General features: G+C 35.1%; 17 protein-coding genes. All 17 read right to left on the reverse strand.

All coding sequences use genetic code 11. The annotated features are described in order from the left end of the window. Positions 1–31 precede the first annotated feature (31 nt). Positions 32–2071 carry a S8 family serine peptidase gene (locus tag MYRA21_RS16025; protein WP_039329793.1) on the reverse strand — a complete coding sequence of 680 codons (2040 nt, stop codon included), beginning with the start codon at positions 2069–2071 and terminating at the stop codon, positions 32–34. A gap of 490 nt (positions 2072–2561) precedes the next feature. Next, positions 2562–3416, reverse strand: a complete 855-nt coding sequence (locus MYRA21_RS16030; RefSeq protein WP_039329795.1) for a hypothetical protein — start codon at positions 3414–3416, stop codon at positions 2562–2564. A 387-nt stretch (positions 3417–3803) separates the two neighbouring features. Then, the gene (locus tag MYRA21_RS16035; RefSeq protein ID WP_006258619.1) at positions 3804–4799 is read right to left on the reverse strand and encodes an IS110 family transposase; all 996 of its coding nucleotides are present in this window, start codon (positions 4797–4799) and stop codon (positions 3804–3806) included. Between the two features lie 266 nt (positions 4800–5065). Further along, the gene (gene galE, locus MYRA21_RS16040; protein ID WP_039329797.1) at positions 5066–6082 is read right to left on the reverse strand and encodes a UDP-glucose 4-epimerase GalE; all 1017 of its coding nucleotides are present in this window, start codon (positions 6080–6082) and stop codon (positions 5066–5068) included. A 442-nt stretch (positions 6083–6524) separates the two neighbouring features. Continuing rightward, positions 6525–6914 (reverse strand): four helix bundle protein, encoded by a 390-nt coding sequence (locus MYRA21_RS16045; RefSeq protein ID WP_039329799.1) that lies wholly within the window; start codon positions 6912–6914, stop codon positions 6525–6527. Positions 6915–7400: 486 nt separating this feature from the next. After that, entirely contained in the window at positions 7401–8204 is an 804-nt protein-coding gene (gene nagB, locus MYRA21_RS16050; RefSeq protein ID WP_039329801.1) for a glucosamine-6-phosphate deaminase, read from the reverse strand. A 739-nt stretch (positions 8205–8943) separates the two neighbouring features. Continuing rightward, on the reverse strand, positions 8944–9303 hold the full coding sequence (locus tag MYRA21_RS16055; protein ID WP_039329803.1) for an adenylyltransferase/cytidyltransferase family protein: 360 nt from the start codon (positions 9301–9303) through the stop codon (positions 8944–8946). 403 nt (positions 9304–9706) lie between these two features. Continuing rightward, complete coding sequence (locus MYRA21_RS16060) at positions 9707–10855, reverse strand: DegT/DnrJ/EryC1/StrS aminotransferase family protein (protein WP_039329805.1); 1149 nt, start codon at positions 10853–10855, stop codon at positions 9707–9709. 46 nt (positions 10856–10901) lie between these two features. After that, positions 10902–11405, reverse strand: coding sequence for a hypothetical protein (locus tag MYRA21_RS16065; protein ID WP_039329807.1), 504 nt, complete (start codon positions 11403–11405; stop codon positions 10902–10904). Between the two features lie 131 nt (positions 11406–11536). Continuing rightward, positions 11537–12181 carry a hypothetical protein gene (locus MYRA21_RS16070; protein ID WP_039329809.1) on the reverse strand — a complete coding sequence of 215 codons (645 nt, stop codon included), beginning with the start codon at positions 12179–12181 and terminating at the stop codon, positions 11537–11539. A gap of 3 nt (positions 12182–12184) precedes the next feature. Next, on the reverse strand, positions 12185–12790 hold the full coding sequence (locus MYRA21_RS16075; protein ID WP_039329810.1) for a sugar transferase: 606 nt from the start codon (positions 12788–12790) through the stop codon (positions 12185–12187). Next, the gene (locus tag MYRA21_RS16080; RefSeq protein ID WP_039329813.1) at positions 12783–13988 is read right to left on the reverse strand and encodes a glycosyltransferase family 4 protein; all 1206 of its coding nucleotides are present in this window, start codon (positions 13986–13988) and stop codon (positions 12783–12785) included. Before MYRA21_RS16080 ends, MYRA21_RS16075 begins: the two co-directional genes overlap by 8 nt. Before the next feature lie 5 nt (positions 13989–13993). Continuing rightward, positions 13994–15133 carry a non-hydrolyzing UDP-N-acetylglucosamine 2-epimerase gene (gene wecB, locus MYRA21_RS16085; protein ID WP_039329815.1) on the reverse strand — a complete coding sequence of 380 codons (1140 nt, stop codon included), beginning with the start codon at positions 15131–15133 and terminating at the stop codon, positions 13994–13996. Positions 15134–15196: 63 nt separating this feature from the next. Next, positions 15197–15559: a four helix bundle protein gene (locus MYRA21_RS16090; RefSeq protein WP_039329817.1), complete on the reverse strand. Its 363-nt coding sequence runs from the start codon at positions 15557–15559 to the stop codon at positions 15197–15199. A gap of 150 nt (positions 15560–15709) precedes the next feature. Beyond that, the gene (locus MYRA21_RS16095; protein ID WP_039329819.1) at positions 15710–16828 is read right to left on the reverse strand and encodes an NAD-dependent epimerase/dehydratase family protein; all 1119 of its coding nucleotides are present in this window, start codon (positions 16826–16828) and stop codon (positions 15710–15712) included. Between the two features lies 1 nt (position 16829). Next, the gene (locus MYRA21_RS16100; protein WP_039329822.1) at positions 16830–17261 is read right to left on the reverse strand and encodes a WxcM-like domain-containing protein; all 432 of its coding nucleotides are present in this window, start codon (positions 17259–17261) and stop codon (positions 16830–16832) included. A 226-nt stretch (positions 17262–17487) separates the two neighbouring features. Then, positions 17488–18522: a polysaccharide biosynthesis protein gene (locus MYRA21_RS16105; protein ID WP_039329824.1), complete on the reverse strand. Its 1035-nt coding sequence runs from the start codon at positions 18520–18522 to the stop codon at positions 17488–17490. Between the last annotated feature and the right edge of the window lie 3 nt (positions 18523–18525).

Raw genomic sequence — 18525 nt, forward strand, 5'->3', positions numbered from 1 at the left:
CTTCGTGCTTTTACTATATATTACTATCTTCTTATCTTTTAGCGATGCGAACAGTCTTAGAGAGATTGTCTGCTTTTACCTCTACCACATAGATATTAGAATTAAGACTTGCCATATTGATGCTCACTTTTTCTTGTTGTACAGTCTCAGAACTACTTAGTACTAAACGTCCATTCATATCGTACACCTTCATATCGACCACCTTGCCATTGTATGTTTCATCTAAAGACACATATAGATGATCCACCACAGGATTAGGCCATAACCTCACCACTTGCTTTGTCTCTACTTTACTTTCTTGTAAGTCGTCAAACTCCCCTACAGTACTGATTAGTGAATATTCTTGTTTACCTGCATCTAATTTTCCTTTATGAGTGACCTCGATTACATACGTTCCAGGCTCCACATCGTATAATTCTATCTTTTCAATATTATCTACATCATTGACTCCTTGGATTGCTCTAAGGTCATTAAAATCCTTATTTAGCTTCCACGGATAATAGGTATCCTTCCCTTTTCTAACCACTACATCTAGATCATTGACAAGGTCACCATTATTTCTTTTATAGTTCTCATCTGAGTTTTGATACGTTACAACACCAGGAGCATCTGTCCAAGCCAAGGTTACCACCAACTTACTCATCTTTTCACTTACTTGGATTTCGTGTGTATATTTTTGTTGCTCTCTAAGTTCATTCTCCAAGATATAAGTACTGCGCTTATCTTTTGCCCCTAGCATGACATCCACACCAGCCTTAGCATTAATCACTCCCCAACCAAACAAATGATCAGGTCCCGCAGCACGACCTGCCTCATCAGCCGTATGTGCCATTAAGGCGCGCAAAGTAGCCGATTTAAAAGGCATATTTGTACTAGAAGCGTGAATAGCCCATTCTTGCCATAGGGTAAACACTCCACTGACAGCAGGAGCAGCCATTGATGTACCATCACTATAAGCATATAGACTCGTCTCAGGCACCCCATATAAAGGACTTGGATTGCGATAAGCAGCTGATAATACATCTACCCCTTTAGCCGAGATATCAGGCTTTATCCTAAAGTCATTAGTAGGCCCTTGACTACTAAAGCTGGCTAGTATCACATCAGAAGGCCCAGTATATTGAGCGACCTCTTCTACAGCAGCTACTACCACAGCATTTTTAGATACAGAAGAATCATTTAGTAAATCACAATTACAGTTTTCCTTTTGACTCCCACCATAGACATTATAGTGAAACTCCCCATCATTCCCCGCTGCTATTACAGGTTGATAATAAGGAAATAAATAAGCCACTCGATCAAATTCTCTACTGTGCTCAGAATAAGCCCCAAAATTCTTCACCAAACTAGGCTCATTTAAATATCCATAATCATCGAAGTAGTTATACCCATAAGAATGATTAGTCACTAACATCCCTCCAGAGGCCATTTGCCCCATCTTGCGATAATCGTTATTCCATGAATAACTCACTAGTTTTGCCTTAGGAGCGATTCCTTGAGCTTTGTTATTATATCCTAGCCCCACCATCGTTCCTCCTACATGAGTAGCGTGAAAACGACTCTTTTGATGCCCTTTAGCATTATATGTAGTCAGAGTAGGTACAGACTCTCCTAAGGTTACTCTCGAGGTTGTATTAGAAGTAGTTGTATAAAACTCTTGATGCGTATCTAATAGAGGAAGTCCGTCGATGATCCCAACTGTCATTCCTTCTCCTTCTAGGTCTTGATTAACGCCAACCTCCTTTTGGATACCATTCACCCTAGCTGTTAGTCTAGAGCCATAATTCAGAGTGGACTTATAAAGTAGAATCCCATTAGCATCTATCCCACTTAGCTCAAAATAATTTCCTCTGGCATTCACCCCACTTGTTGGTACATTCCTTTTCTCAGCCTCCAGAAAAGCCTCCTGTTTATTTTTAGCTGCTTTGGTAGTATATGCATTGATTTCTCTAGTCGCTTTATCTAAATCATAAGTAGCCCTCACCGCATTACGCGTAGAGATTGCCTGCCCATAGTGATCATAAACCCCTAAACACAATAATGCAAAACCTGTTACTATTATTTTTCTCATAGTTTCTATACCTAATACGGGCTAAAATTAACAATTTATTCTTATCTAGCAGGCTGATTTATGTATTTTATTTATATTTATTCTAAACTAATAAAAGAATTCAAATATTTATCAAAGGACACCTCCTTAGTTATATTGTAAAAAATAAAAACCTCTCTTATAAAAGAAAGGTTTTTTATTACGGTAAGGTAAAAGGTTATTTATTTTTTGGGAAAAAATATAAATAAGAGTGATTAATAAAGATAGTTCCTCTATACCTTACTCTTGACAAAAGTAACAATAGAAAACATTCATCCTTTACGGAAAACCGTAAAAACCTATTTTTTATTATCGTGGGTTTATAATTTATACTTATATACTCCGCACGCATTGCAACCTTAAATCTGCGCGAACTCGTTCTATAAGAAATAAAAAAAACACTGATGTAAAAGAAAAAATCCTCTTTTAATCAGTGCTTCACTAGTATATTGCGCTATGTACTATGTCTATTTTACAATTTTGTTATCGTTATACTATAAGGTCTTGCTCCATAATTAACTCCTATCCCTATCTTAGTCACATCATCCCCTGCAGGAGTTAGCACTCCACCAGAAGAAATCATTGTTCTATTAAATGCTAATGAAAGCTTGTCCCCTTTGGTTAATTTTAAAGTAACTGTTGGCAAAGTAATAATATCAGATTGATTCACTAATATATTATTTAAAATAGGTCTTGCCCCAGCTATAGATGTTGAATTCCGTCTTAACTTGGCATAGATAAATATCATTCTATAAGCCTCGGGGATTTCTATAGTTTGAGTCGCTGGTGTAGGTTTACCCGTTGTTGTAGATACAGTGGGAAAGTTTACTGTTATCTTCTTATTCACATTTGCAGAACTAATAATCATATTCAGATACGCGTTAATCTGATAAGTACCATCCTCTTGTATTAATATAGCATGATCTTCTATTTTTAATCCCAAATTATTAGGTGCTAAATCAGCTGTTGTTATAGGAACAATAAGATCTGTATTTCCTTGATTAAAAATGGCCGCATTCGCTGCATTACTAGGCATTAACTCAGCATCAACACCTGTAAGTACAGAAATAGGCGCTGTAGGAGTAGATGGAGCAACAGTACCTACTAATCCCGTTTCTTTATCTATGTACAATGCCTTTATGTACCCATCATTTTCAATATTATCAGTATTTCTAATCGTCAACTTCCCGTTTATATCTAAAGTTGTACGAGGCAGATAAGTATTAATACCAACAGCCTGTCCAGCTGTATTACTTGGCAGCTCTTGCCCATAATTAAAAGTCGTTACAAAACAACTCATCCATAAAAGAAAATTAGAATACTTCATAGTGTGGTGATTACTTAAATTACCAAAATTAACAAAAATAAATCACAAAACACCACATTAATTAACATTATAAACATAATCACACTTCTATTTGAGACAAAATAAATATTTTAAGTCAAAAAACACTCATTTTTCAACTTAGTTATTTGACTTTACTATACTCCGCACGGATTACAACCTTAAATCCGTGCGAACTGGTACTGGTGAACGTGATATACACATCCTATGCCCACTGGGCTATCATTCGATTACTATGATAAAAGCAAATCATTATTAATATATTTTACACCTTATTTTTGAGAATAACTCAATAAAACAAGGCATATCTAACCTGAGGATTATATCCGTATTATCCTCTATTTTTGTTTCTAATTCAATGTATGATGTTTATGCTACTTGTCGTACCTCATAAGCTTTTTTATTCCTAACACAAGAACATATACGCTGTACAAGCTTGTTTCTAACATTGTTTAAAACAAGCATCTTATGCTTACCTTCTCCAACTTTCCTCTCGTAATAAGCCCTTATCTCTGGGTCCCATCTAACAGCTGATAAAGCACAGAGATGTAAAAGTTTTTTAAGCTTTTTATTAGCCATAAAGTGTACTTTAGCTTTGCCTCTTACACTTTTACCTGAAGTATATTCAAAAGGGACAACACCACAATAAGATGCTAATTGTCGAGAGTCTTCAAATGATGTAAACGCATTGGTATAACATATTAAAAACATCGCTGTAATATCTCCAACACCTCTTACAGAAATCACACAATCAAATATCTCAGATACCTCTTGATTTTCTCTAATAAGAGTATTTAACTGTTCTTCAATCACCTTTATAGCGTTCTCTAAAGCCTTGATAATAGCCTTATCATTTTTAGACAAAACCTTGTACAGTTCATCATTAAACCCCTTAAATTCGTTGGTTCTTACTTCTATAGCTGTCTTATGAGCTATACTCATCTCTCGCTGTCCCAATAGAGCCTGAATCTTATTCAATACAGCCTTTGATGCTTTAAAGAGCTTCGCTTCTTCTTGATTTTTCTTAGCATACAATGCTATCCTTTTAGAATCTATCTTGTCATTCTTTCCTCTTTGTATTCCACTACTTCTTATAATTCTATAAGCCATTTCTACCCATAGATTACAATTCTTTGAAAGCAAAATATCTACTAAAATATTTTTATAAATACCTGTATGCTCCATACATATCAATGTTTCCTCTACACAACATCCTTCGCTTTTCATCCACTTCATAAATTGATCAACTCCCGTTTTAGTGTTTTCAAACTGATTGTGTTTACAAGAATTAGCATCTACATAAATAGCTACATCAAAATAATCTTTGGAAATATCTATTCCGATAAATTGTGTAAATTTGTCCATATGATAATTATTTAAGGCAACCTGTTACTAAAATATCATCTAAACCTTAATACTAGACCTCGACGTCTTAATTACTAGTCTGATACTCTTTAGTAAAATCAATAAAGTCCTACTCGAATTTTAGGGCGTTATCCTTGTAATTCGTCTGGTTCACTTTGTTGATTAGGTTGTTTTATTTATTCTCTACAATATTATCATATTCTCAGTTAGCAAATCTAAAGGTAATTCGTAATTTTTAATTCGTAATTCCCCGAAGGGCAAACTCGTTAACGATTGCGCACCTTCTGTTCCCATTTCCAAGCACTGTCTAGCATATCATCTAGCCCTTTCGTTGGTTTCCATCCCAGAACTTCCCTCGCTTTGGTATTATTAGCCCAAGCCTTATCTACATCACCTGGTCGACGTTCTACTATTTTATAATTAAGCTTTATACCACTTACTCTTTCAAAAGAATGAACCAATTCCAATACAGAATATCCTTCTCCATTTCCGATATTAAAAGCTTCTACTTGCTCTTTGTTTTCTTTATTCAACAGACGTTTTAAAGCACGTACATGAGCATCTGCCAAATCCACTACATGGATATAGTCTCTTACACAAGTACCATCAGGCGTGTCATAATCATCTCCATAAATAGACAAATACTCTCGTACCCCTACCGCTGTCTGCGTAATATAAGGGATTAAATTATAAGGTACCCCTAGTGGTGATTCTCCTATCAATACTGATTCATGCGCCCCGATAGGGTTAAAATAACGCAATAGTATAGCATTTAGTGGATACACCTTAGCTAAATCTATAATGATCTCCTCTCCTACTTGTTTTGTATTTCCATAAGGCGATAAAGCCGACTTAATCGATTCGGTCTCCGTGATAGGCATTACCTCTCCTTGTCCATAAACGGTGCACGATGAACTAAAAATAATCTTATCTAATCCAAATGCTTCCATAGCAGACAACACATTGATTAAAGAAAAGAAATTGTTTTCATAATACATCATTGGTCGTTGCATACTTTCCCCCACTGCTTTAGAAGCCGCAAAGTGAATAATCCCTTCAATGTCCTTATGTTGTTCAAAAAAAGAAAAAACACCTCCCTTATCTCTCAAATCTAATTGAACAAACGCAGGACGTATTTGGGTAATCCCTTCGATACCATCTAGTACCTCGATAGAAGCATTAGACAAATCATCTATGATAACAACCTCATACCCTTGTTGCTGTAGCTCTACTACTGTATGAGATCCTATAAAACCCAATCCTCCAGTAACTAATATTTTCACTTTTTTTACAGTTTATTTCTTTCTTTAACCATCAAAGATAGTCTTTTTACCTTTTTTAACAATATCAAAATGTCGAAACTATCTTTTTTTTGAGTCAACACCTCTTTTGAGAGAAAAGAAATCTTTAATTAGGAATGCTTTCCCTTCGGGGAATTATTAAAAATTAAGAATTAAGAATTAGGAATTAAGAATGGTTGCCCAACGGGCATAAGGTACGTACATCACGTCCATTCGGCACACAATCCACCACACCGATTATCCACACAGTTGACACACAATCTTAGGGACGTATCACATACGTCCACCACATAGAAACAAAAAAGCCATTGTCCTAAGACAACAGCTTTTTTAAGGGAACTGGGAACAGAAAATCAGGAAACTGATATTGGCTCCACCATTCTTCTTTATTTATGCCCCATTCCATTATAATAAATTATACAGCTTATTCTTTTAGCTCCTTTTTAACTTCAAAAGATTCTCGATAACGGATAAGCCCATGTAGGATTCTATGTACTTCATCTATTTTTTGAATTAATTCTAATGCTTCTTTTTCTAAAACATAGCCAATTCGTTTACATAGTAGCATTTGTGTATCAATCTCAGAACAACTTCCCAAAGCAATATATAAAAAATGAATGTACTCTTTGTTTGAGCTTCTTGTCGCTCCTTCTGCAATATTAGAAGGAATAGAAACACTAGCTCTACGTAATTGACTTACAATTCCGAATCTTTCATCTCTTGGGAAACACTTAGTAATATCATAAATATCAATAACTAGATCCATTGCTTTCTTCCATGCATCCAATCTCTGATGAGCTTTAATAAATTCCATAAGACAATTATTTTGATTTACTAAAACAATAACGAATAACATACCAAAGGCTAAAACCCCATGTTATCAAAATGTTAACTTTCAAGAAACAAAAAGCCATTGTTATTTTGAGGGAACAGTTATGAGGGAACGGGGAACAGTTATGAGGAAACAGGGAACGGGGAACAGTTATGAGGAAACAAGAAACAGTTATGAGGGAACAGGGAACGGGGAACAGTTATGAGGGAACTGAGAACTAGAAACTAGGAATAAGGAAACCCAATATTGGCTTCGCCATAGAGAATGGAGAATCTCTAATTAAGAATTAAATATAGATGTTTACTACATAGAAATGAAAAAGCCATTGTCATTTTGAGGAAACAGGGAACGGGAAACAGTTATGAGGGAACTGAGAACTAGAAACTAGGAATAAGGAAACCCAATATTGGCTTCACTATGGCGAAGCCAAACCTGTTCCCCGTTTCCCATTATCTGTTCCCTCAAATCTTACTTTTCATTTCTAGACAACAGCGATGCTGCTTCATTATCCAAGATATACTCTACATGAGACAATCTTTGTAAAAAAGTAGCAGGTATATCAGCAGATATTTCTCCTTCTAATGCCTTTTTTATAATCTCCGCTTTGCGTTGGCTTAGTGCCATTAAGATCACCTCCTTCGCCTGCGTGATCGTCTGTACTCCCATTGTGATTGCTTGTGTAGGTACTTTATCCTTCCCTCCGAAGTCGTCCTTCGCATCCTCACGTGTGATGTCATTCAGTGTCACTAAACGTGTTCTAGACTCCAGTATAGCACCAGGTTCATTGAATCCGATATGACCTGTACGTCCGATACCTAACAACTGCAAGTCAAGCCCTCCAAAGTCCATAATCTTCTTTTCATATAGATCACAGTACGCCTGTATGCCCTCTAGTGATAAAGTCCCATCAGGGATATGTACATGCTTTGGGTCAATATCGATATGATTAAACAGATTGCTCTTCATAAACGACACATAACTCTGGTCATCTATCGGCAAGATTGGATAATACTCATCCAGGTTAAACGTAGTCACATTTCTAAAGCTCAATCCCTCATCCTTGTGTAAGCGTATTAACTCTTTATACACCCCTTTTGGAGTAGATCCCGTTGCCAATCCGATAATCGCACGGTCTCCTTTATTTTGTTTTTCTTTTATAATTCTCGCGATGCGTTCCGCTACATAAGCCGAAGCAATATCTTTATCCTCATATACTTTTATAGCCTCCCCTCTGCTATATGTAATTTCTTGCGTTTTAAATAATTCGCTCATCTATCTTTTTCCTTAACAACAATAAACAATTTTTTATTACCCTATTAGCTATATTTATTTTCCTAAACTATAGCAACAACAAAAACACCTATACTAAGGTGTTTCCGTCTTATTGGAGTAATTTGATTCTGTAAATATAATCATTTATCCCTTGCGATGTTCATCACAATGGGTGAATATCTTGCTTTTTTGAGTAAAACAACGATACACGAGGTATGTCCTAATAAATTGAAACAGGAAGTATCACTATCGGGAATTACGAATTAAAAATTAAGAATTAAGAATCTTTTGCCTTTAAAGAGAAATATAAGTAATTAAACAAAAGAACCACCCCACCCTACGGGCACCCCTCCTAAGGAGGGGAATACTAGTACCGCATAGACATACAGTATGTCCTCCTGACGACAGGAAGGATCCCACACGTAACGCAATGTAGAATATTGGTACATATGCCCATTGGGCAAACAGTTGTAATTCGTAATTTTTAATTCTTAATTCCCGTAGGGATGAGATCCTTCGTTTCACTCAGGATGACATACTGAGCGTGGTATGCGATGTGGATATACAGTATTAGACGTATGTGATAACCCGCACAGATTACCGCGCGAACTAGTGATTCGTAATTCCCGAAAAGCAACAATAATTTTGAATGTAGTATAGCGAAATGAAAAAAGCCATTATCCGAAGACAACAGCTTTACTTATATTTAAATTCTTCTAATATAAAGTGAACTCTATACTTATCTTTTGTTATAGTATATTTCAATTCCTTTTTCAATACAAAACCCCTTCGCAGTAAATTCCTTTCCTTTGTATTCCTCCCCTATAATACGTACATCTATCTTATATGAACGCATAATATCCTCTAGATCCTGTTCTGTAATATAAGGCACTATTTCATCTACATATTTGCACCCTTTTAGTTGTACATAACGCTCCACTAAAGTCTGAGGAGCTAATCCCTTGTAATTTTTATCTGTATGCGGATTAGTTTGAAGTCCTACGATTAAATAATCGCATTGATTTTTTGCCTCTTCTAACATCTTTACATATCCACTGTGTAAATGATCAAAAGGGCTAAAGGTAATTCCTACTTTCATTGTTTAATTTTTTTGCTGGCACAAAAGTAACTTTCTTTTACTCCTTTACAAACTATATTTAGTGAACAATAGATAATCTATAGGGAACACTTTTAAGAGAACTGAGAACAGGAAACCGAAAACAGGTATTCAGTAAAAACGTCAATACTTTGCGTCTACCACAACGAAACCAAAAAAGCTGTTATCTAAGACAACAGCTTTTATATATTTTATTACAGCTTCTACTCTTGTTACCGCAGATTTACAATCCGTGATATACATGTCATAGGCAAACGTAATTCCCCGAAGGGCGCGCATCTATGTCATCTTGACGTTAGGAAAGGTCTCACACGTAACTCTACAATGTGAATCACATAATCCTAATCATCCAATGCCGAAGGCAATAATTCTTAATTCCTAATTCTTAATTTGAGCCAAAGGCGAAGAACGCTTTCACAGCTACAGCGATACGCTCTCTTTCTTCCTCTGTTAGATTACTTCCAGAAGGTAAACACAATCCACAATCAAATAAATGCTCTGCTACTTTCCCTCCATAATATGGAGCATTTTCGAAGATAGGTTGCATATGCATAGGTTTCCACAATGGACGAGTCTCGATATTCTCTTCTAATAACGCTAAACGCAATTGCTCTCTATTCTTACCTGCTACAGCCTCATCGATCGTGATACAGCTTAGCCAATGGTTAGAGAAGAAATCAGCCGTAGGCTCTACAAATACAGTAACTCCTGCAATATCTTTAAACAACTCTTGATAGAATTGATTATTCGCGCGACGAGCAGCGATGCGGTCATTCAATACCTCCATCTGTCCACGTCCAATTCCCGCTACGATATTACTCATACGGTAGTTATATCCGATATGTGAGTGTTGGTAGTGAGGTGCATTATCACGAGCTTGAGTAGATAAGAACACCGTGTGCTCTTTGTGTTCTTTGGTTTGACATACTAAAGCTCCCCCGCCTGAAGTGGTGATAATCTTGTTTCCATTAAAACTTAAAATAGACATTATTCCAAAGGTACCACACTGACGACCTTTATACACACTTCCCAATCCCTCAGCAGCATCTTCAACAACAGGAATCTCATATTTATTAGCCACAACCATAATCTCATCCATCTTAGCAGGCATTCCGTATAAATGTACCGGAACGATTGCCTTTGGTTTTTTACCTGTTGCTATTGTACGTGCCTTAATCGCTTCTTCTAGTGCTACCGGACACATATTCCATGTATCTGCCTCACTATCTACGAATACGGGTTTTGCACCTAAGTATGCGATTGGATTTGCCGATGCAGAGAACGTCATCGTTTGACAGATTACTTCGTCTCCTGCCTCTACTCCTAGATTGATTAATCCCATGTGTAAAGCTGCTGTACCAGCACTTAATGCCGCTACTTGTACTCCTTCACCTAAGAAAGACTCTAAATCCTCTTCGAATCCGTTTACATTAGGCCCTAGTGGAGCCACCCAGTTCGTATCAAAAGCCTCGTGTATATATTTCAGCTCTTGTCCCCCCATATGAGGAGAAGATAACCAAATTTTTGATTTCATTATATCGTAGTTTTTTATTCTGTTTTGAATGGTTAAAGGTACTAATTTATCGAAGTCCTTCGCTTTTAAATGTAGACATTTTTACATATCTATAACTATCAAATGGATTAGGTAATTTATCTACTACTTTTACATTCTTTCCTATCCCCCCTCCTATGATATTAATTACTTTTGTATCTGCAGTAATCTCTACTTTATATTTAGATCTTTTCCAAAAGACATCGCGTACTTCTGTTTCTATGTCATACTCTCCATAGTCTAATCTCAAAATAAAGAATTCTCCCAATTGTGTAGTTGGAGCAGACTTACCGTTTAATTTTAAATTAACCATTGTAGCCAGCATAGGAGTATAATCTGGAATAAAATAACCTCCATTATAGAATAGCACCCTACCATTTCCAAGCTCCGACTCTACTATCCCTTTTGATCTTTCGTAGAATATCTCATATTCGCTTGCTATTGGCTTAACCCCTACACAGGAAGTAAATACTCCACTTAACAAGCTTAAGAGAATTATATTCCTTTTAATCATAGTTCTGTTCTTATTCATGAGAATTCTAATACTTAATAGTACTACCCTTAGCTAGTAATACGGCTGGTTAAAAGTAAACATTTATAAAATATAACAGTGACTTAAATTAGGGAGACTATTCTTTTCTTTAGGGAATAAAAAAACCACTCTCAAGGAGTGGCCTCATTGTATTTTATAATCTTTCCAGGGTTTCCAACTACTACAGCACAGTCAGGCACATCTCTGATAATGACAGCACCTGCACCTAACAAGCTATTAGCTCCTATTTCTTTTACCCCAGTCATTATTGTAACTCCTATACCACTATAAGCATTTTCTTTAATATTTATTGAAGCTCCAACATTATTTCCCTGAGAATAGAAACTACCTTTTCCTAAGACTGTATGATGTGCAACATTAACCCCCATACTAATCATTACAAAATCCTCTATTACAGACAAAGGCATAAAGTTACACGCTGGTAATACATATACAGCTTTACCAACTTTTACAGAATTATGCATATTAACACTTGGATGAATATAACTTGGTATATTAAATCCTTGTTGTTCTAATTTAGTAAGTAAAGAAACTCTTACTATATTATTACCTATAGGTACAAATATATTAACCTTACGATTACACTTACTAAATAACCAATTAACATTACCTAATACTCTGTAACCATTAACTCGCATATCTTTCAATTCAATATTATCATCTACAAAGCCGAGTATTTCATAATTTTTTTTCAAATATTCTGCATAGACTTGACCGTAAGTCCCTGCGCCAATAATTATAGCTTGTTCTTGCATTTTCTAATTTTTCCCATTAAACGCTTCAGTAGTCACATGTCCTTCTTTAGAAATTCCCTCTCTTACAAATACTTTTTTAATCGTTAAAAAAAAGATTTTAATATCTAATATAAAACTACTATGTTTAACATAGTACACATCTAATTCAAATTTTTTTGTCCATGAAATTGCATTTCGCCCATTAACTTGTGCCCAACCAGTAATACCTGGCCTAACTTCATGTCTCCTTTTTTGTTCCTCACTATATAATGGTAAATAATACGTTCGTAATGGCCTAGGTCCTATTAAACTCATATCTCCTTTTAGAACATTAATTAACTGCGGTATTTCATCTAAGGATGTTTTTCGAACAAAAGCTCCTATAGGTGTTAAACGCTTAGCATCAGGTAACAACTTCCCATTACTATCTTTCTTATCGTTCATCGACTTGAATTTGATAATCTTAAAAACACGTTCACCTTTTCCTGGCCTTTCTTGAAAGAAAAAAGGTTTACCTTCATTAGCTATAAATAAACCAATAACAACAACTATAAATATTGGGCTTAACAACAAGAGACCAAATAATGCACCTAAGAAATCGAATACTCTTTTTAAAAAATGTTTATACATTATTAACTTTTTTTATAATTAAATCATATGAATACTTAACCAAATATTCATTGTCTAAAAGTTCTTTTCCATTTTCTCCCATGTTTGCTAAATCAGCTTCATCAACAAGATAATTAATTAATTTTAACATCGATTCTATATCTCCAGAGATCACCTTCTTTCCACAATTATTTTTTTCTAAAATATCACCAACATCAGTATTCTCATCTGTTGCACTTAAAATAGGAATTCCCATTTCTAAATAAGATAATAAACGTGATGGGAAGTTAGGAATTAAAAAGTTAGGATGTAAAAATATTAAACCTATATCACATGAAGCTAGTAATAAATCATAATCTTTTTTAGGTAATCTTTTTAAGAGTTTAGCATTAGAAGGTTTATTACCATTAAACCATTGTTCTAATTTATTATACTCTGTCCCATCTCCAACTATTAAAAAATAAGCATCTTCACGCTCACACTTATCTATTGTTTCTAATAGGAATTCTAATCCTTGTGGTTTCCCTAAATTACCTCCATAAACAAATATTTTATTTTCTAAAGGTAAATTATACTTAACTCTAATATTATTTTTCTCTTCTTCAGTAAATTCTAAATACAATGGTTCTATTGTATTAGGATTGACTTCAACTTTTTCAGAATCCAAATAAGTATTATTATTCAATAAAAAAGAAATATTTGCAGGAGACATACAGCCAATAGTATCACTGATTGAATAGAGTTCTCTTTCTTTCTTTTCGAAGAACCTATGTAAAATCCCTCCTTTTTTCAGCATTCCCATATCTACTGCATTTTGAGGAAAAATATCTTTCAATAAAAGATAACTATATCCATTATCTCTATTTTTAATATAAGAAATTACTTTCGAAAAAGTAATAGGAGGAGTCGAATATAATACTAAATCAAACTTAATATCTCGATAATACTTCTTAATGGCTGATAAATATTGGTACTCTATTGCTAGAGTACCAATACCTTTTTCTACTATATTACTTTTAGTAATATTAAGTGTCTTCACCTGAAGCAAGTTAATACCTTCTTTTTTTTGCACATTAGATTGAATACCTAATCTTCTCTCTACTGGACACACAATATGTACATCATGTCCTTCATTCCTAAATTCACGAAGTAAATCTTGATACAGTCCTCTATCTTGGATTGATTTAATACCAACGAGTGTTAAAAAAAGTATATTCATATTCTCTATATTTCTTCACTCCACACTGTTCTCTTTACATAATCAGTATAAGAAAGAATGATTCTTACCATTTTTTCAGATACATTAGGCATAGAATAATCCCCTACAGGGCGGAAATTACGAGCTTCTCCTACTTCTTGTCTTAACACTTGTACTAAACCTTGCATCACACGTTCTGGTGATAATCCTACCATCATTACTGATGCTTCTTCCATCGCTTCTGGACGCTCATGTGCCTGGCGGATATTTAAAGCTCTAAAGTTTAAAATAGAAGATTCCTCTGATATCGTACCCGAATCAGATAATACTGCATACGAATGCATCTGTAAAGCATTGTAATCATGAAATCCTAAAGGTTTTAAGAACTGTACCTCAGGTCTTACCTCTAGTTGCATCTTATCAATCATATTACGCGTACGTGGGTGCGTAGATACAATAATCGGATAACCATATTTCTCTGCTATTGCATTTAATGATGCTATTAACCCTCTAAAGTTCTTCTCTGAGTTAATATTCTCTTCTCTATGAGCAGATACCACAAAGAACTTTCCTTTCTCTAATCCCAATTTACCTAATACATCTGATGCTTTAATTTGAGGTAAATAATGATTTAATACTTCATACATTGGAGATCCTGTCTTGATAATACGATCAGCAGGCAATCCTTCTCTTAACAAATACTCTCTTGCGATATCTGAGTATGTCAAATTAATATCTGAAGTATGGTCAACTATTTTTCTATTTGTTTCCTCTGGTACACGTTGATCAAAACATCTGTTCCCTGCCTCCATATGGAAGATTGGTATATGACGCTTCTTCGCTGGTATAGCACATAGACATGAGTTTGTATCTCCTAATACTAAGAACGCATCAGGTTGTAACTCTTCTAAAAGCGGATCTATCTTAATCAAGATATTACCTACAGTCTCTGTTGCTGTTTTTCCCGCAGCCTCTAAGAAATAATCTGGTTTTCTCAATCCTAAATCCTCAAAGAAGATTTGGTTTAATTCATAGTCATAATTCTGACCTGTGTGAACAATGATATGATCTACTGCCTCTGATAAATCTAAAGCAGCTAATACTCTTGATAATCTAATAATCTCTGGTCTTGTACCTACTACAGTAACAACTTTTAGTTTTTTCATATTTAATAAGCTTTCAGCGACTAGCTGTCAGCTGTCAGCGCTTGGCGTCCAGCTTTCAACACTTCACTTTAATGTTTTATTCAATTTCGTAATAAAGCCAGAAAGTAATTTCTTTACTTCAACCAACTCATTATTATATTTTATATAATCCTCTTCTTTATAATATCCTAACTCATGTGTTAGTAATAATAAATATTCTGTTTCACTAGCAGATCCAAAAGCTATCTGCAAGAATCGCTTAAAGTCAGCATCACTCCCTCGTCCACACCCTTCAGCTATATTAGTTGGTATAGATGAACTAGCTCTGCGTAACTGCGAAGTTAATCCAAATATCTCTTCTTTTGGAAACTCTTTTGTAATAGTATAAATTGCTTTTACTAGGGTATGAGCTTTGTTCCAAACAATTAACTGTCTAAAATCTTTCATAATATTTTTTTGCTCAAAACATCACAAAAAGTAAACCGCTTTTTATTAGCGTTCAGCTCAAAGCTATCGGCTTTCAAACTCACTTAAAACCCAATGCCATAGGCAAATCTGACCGCTGAAAGCTAACAGCTAATAGCTGACTGCCAAAAACTATACCTCCACAAAATAAGTATCCGCATCCTCTGGGTTATACAACTCATTAATCCAGAATATCGTATATAGCTCTTCATCACCTGTATTCTTGATATTATGTGTATACCAAATTGGCATATCAACATATGCAGGTTCAGTGCCATCTAATTCAAAGTTCAAGACTTCTTCTGAGTCTATCTTGCGCAATTGAATTAAAGCTTTTCCTTTAATAACCGCAAAGCGCTCAATCTTACGAGTATGGTAGTGATTACCCCTAGTAATACCTGGTACAGTTGTAGAGAAAGATACCTGACCACCTATTCCTAAACGGATTACTTCTACGAAAGCTCCTCTAGGATCTGTATGTTGCGTAAACTTTACTGGAAAGAAAGACTTATGATCAATAAATGAACGGTATGTATTAAATAAATTGACTTCAAAGGCAGTGTTTAACGCTGGCATTTCTCCTCTGTCAAAGTATTTTTCTTTATAATCTTCTAATAGCGCAAGTACTTCTGTTACTTTCTTTGTAATTGTATGAGGAATTACTAATTCTGGTTTAGATACTCCTTCTTTTATCTCACTGATAATTGCCTCTACTAATTCTTGTACATAGATTAGATTCACCTCTCCATCATTCGCTACAGTAGGAGTTTCTCCATGTGTTAACTGATGACAGAATGTAGCTACAAAAGAATTATAAAATGGTTTACCAAAAGCACCGAATACATTTGGAATAATCATTCCTGTAACTTTTCCTCCTACTTCATTAGCCCATTGTACTAAATTTTCTCTTGCTATCTTTTTAGACTTTCCGTATAAATTATCTTTTTCTTCTTGTGACGAAGAAGATATCAATACATGAGCTTTACTCTCTGTACGTTTTAAAGAAGCGATTAAGCTATCTGTTAGAGCAATATTAGTATTGTATATCATTTGTTGATCTTCATGTCTATTCATGGCAGCTAAATGCACAATCACATCACATTGACTTACGAATTGATCTAACTGCGCGTTATCCTGAAAATAAAAACCTTCAAAAGCTATTCTCTCATATTGTTCTGGGTATAACCCTAAAGTATTGTATAAATGACTTCCAACGAAACCATTCTGTCCAGTAATTCCTACTCTAATCATTTTATTTTTTTGTTGTGTTGAATACTATATTCTTAAAATAGTCTATCGAAAAACGCACTTCATCATTAATCTCTCCTACTCCATAATCTGCTAATACCAATAATTTACTATTTTCTTCTAAAGCTTGTATAGCAGTAATACATCCAGATGTTACATGCAGATAACTTAACTCCTCTGAAGTCAAAACACACTTCTCTCCTACTAAATCTTCACTTGGACTAGTGAAGTCATCTACTTGAATAACCGTAATCTCAAAGCTCCCCATCATTGCAGCAAACCATCTTTGCTCTATCTGATGTCCTTGCCATCCTCGTACAAAATCTGTAGTTGCATTCTCAATTGTATAAATGCGTTTGATAACCGAAGCATCAAACGCATTATTATAAGTTAATGAACCACGTACATCACTGTATTTATCTCCTTTTAAAAACATATTACTAGCTGTTAGCTGTCAGCAATAAGCATTCAGTACATAACTGACCACTTAAAGCTGTATTAGTAAATTATTTTTTTTTAGCTGTTAGCAAATAGCCGTCAACTTGTAGCATTCAGCATTTAGTACTTAACTGACCGCTAACCTCTAGAAGCTTATTACTTCCTCCTGATCGCCGAAAGCTCACTTTGTACACACCTAAAAGCTGACAGCTGACTGCCGAAAGCTATTGCGCATACTGCTGCACATCTTCTCCGAAAACTTCTTTACGAATAAGAGGTAACTTGCTAATTAATTTCTTTAATCCTTCTACACCTTGCTGTTCTGTATTGTGAGAATGGTAATCTTCTACGATAGATACATCTTCACTTCCTTCAGAGAAATACTTAGCATAGTTCAAGTCACGATTATCAGCAGGTACTCTATAGAAATCTCCCATATCTTCTGCCTTCATCATCTCTTCACGTGTACAAAGCGTTTCGTATAATTTCTCACCGTGACGTGTACCAATGATTTTAACAGGTACTTCCTTACCTGTTAAGTCAATCAATGCCTTAGCAAGATCTCCGATACTTCCTGCTGGTGCTTTATTTACAAATAAATCACCAGGATTAGCATGTTCAAAAGCAAATAGAACCAAATCTACAGCATCCTCTAAAGACATAAAGAAGCGAGACATATGTGGATCAGTGATTGTAATAGGTTCTCCTTTTTGAATCTGATTTAAAAACAATGGAATAACAGAACCACGTGAAGCCATCACATTTCCATAACGTGTTAAACACACTACTGTATCTGTTAAGTTACGAGCTTCTGCTACTGCTACCTTCTCCATCATGGCTTTAGAGATACCCATCGCATTAATAGGATAAGCTGCTTTATCTGTCGATAAACAAATTACCTTCTTCACACCATTAGCAGCAGCAGCACGGATTACATTCTGCGTTCCTTCTACATTGGTCTTCACTGCCTGCATTGGAAAGAACTCACATGAAGGAACTTGTTTTAAAGCTGCAGCATGGAAGATATAATCTACTCCTCTAGTAGCAGGCTCTACACTACTAAAATCACGTACATCACCGATATAGTACTTAATTTTAGAGTTTCTATACAGATTACGCATATCGTCTTGTTTCTTCTCATCACGAGAGAATATACGAATTTCTTTAAAATGATCTGTTTCTAAAAAACGGTGTAGTACCGCAGTTCCAAATGAACCAGTTCCTCCTGTTATCAATAGGACTTTATCTTTAATTTGCATATC

It is taken from the genome of Myroides sp. A21 (assembly GCF_000807225.1).
In the GTDB taxonomy this organism is placed as follows: Bacteria; Bacteroidota; Bacteroidia; order Flavobacteriales; family Flavobacteriaceae; genus Flavobacterium; species Flavobacterium odoratimimum.

Bases quoted from the DNA above. Each gene is read 5' to 3' on its own strand.
- MYRA21_RS16055 (WP_039329803.1), bottom strand. From the start codon at position 9,303: ATGAAAGTAGGAATTACCTTTAGCCCTTTTGATCATTTACACAGTGGA.
- MYRA21_RS16100 (WP_039329822.1), bottom strand. From the start codon at position 17,261: ATGTTTTTAAAAGGAGATAAATACAGTGATGTACGTGGTTCATTAACT.
- MYRA21_RS16080 (WP_039329813.1), bottom strand. From the start codon at position 13,988: ATGAATATACTTTTTTTAACACTCGTTGGTATTAAATCAATCCAAGAT.
- MYRA21_RS16035 (WP_006258619.1), bottom strand. From the start codon at position 4,799: ATGGACAAATTTACACAATTTATCGGAATAGATATTTCCAAAGATTAT.
- MYRA21_RS16025 (WP_039329793.1), bottom strand. From the start codon at position 2,071: ATGAGAAAAATAATAGTAACAGGTTTTGCATTATTGTGTTTAGGGGTT.
- MYRA21_RS16070 (WP_039329809.1), bottom strand. From the start codon at position 12,181: ATGCAAGAACAAGCTATAATTATTGGCGCAGGGACTTACGGTCAAGTC.
- MYRA21_RS16090 (WP_039329817.1), bottom strand. From the start codon at position 15,559: ATGAAAGATTTTAGACAGTTAATTGTTTGGAACAAAGCTCATACCCTA.
- MYRA21_RS16060 (WP_039329805.1), bottom strand. From the start codon at position 10,855: ATGAAATCAAAAATTTGGTTATCTTCTCCTCATATGGGGGGACAAGAG.
- MYRA21_RS16045 (WP_039329799.1), bottom strand. From the start codon at position 6,914: ATGGAATTTATTAAAGCTCATCAGAGATTGGATGCATGGAAGAAAGCA.
- wecB (WP_039329815.1), bottom strand. From the start codon at position 15,133: ATGAAAAAACTAAAAGTTGTTACTGTAGTAGGTACAAGACCAGAGATT.
- MYRA21_RS16065 (WP_039329807.1), bottom strand. From the start codon at position 11,405: ATGAATAAGAACAGAACTATGATTAAAAGGAATATAATTCTCTTAAGC.
- MYRA21_RS16095 (WP_039329819.1), bottom strand. From the start codon at position 16,828: ATGATTAGAGTAGGAATTACTGGACAGAATGGTTTCGTTGGAAGTCAT.
- MYRA21_RS16105 (WP_039329824.1), bottom strand. From the start codon at position 18,522: ATGCAAATTAAAGATAAAGTCCTATTGATAACAGGAGGAACTGGTTCA.
- MYRA21_RS16030 (WP_039329795.1), bottom strand. From the start codon at position 3,416: ATGAAGTATTCTAATTTTCTTTTATGGATGAGTTGTTTTGTAACGACT.
- nagB (WP_039329801.1), bottom strand. From the start codon at position 8,204: ATGAGCGAATTATTTAAAACGCAAGAAATTACATATAGCAGAGGGGAG.
- MYRA21_RS16075 (WP_039329810.1), bottom strand. From the start codon at position 12,790: ATGTATAAACATTTTTTAAAAAGAGTATTCGATTTCTTAGGTGCATTA.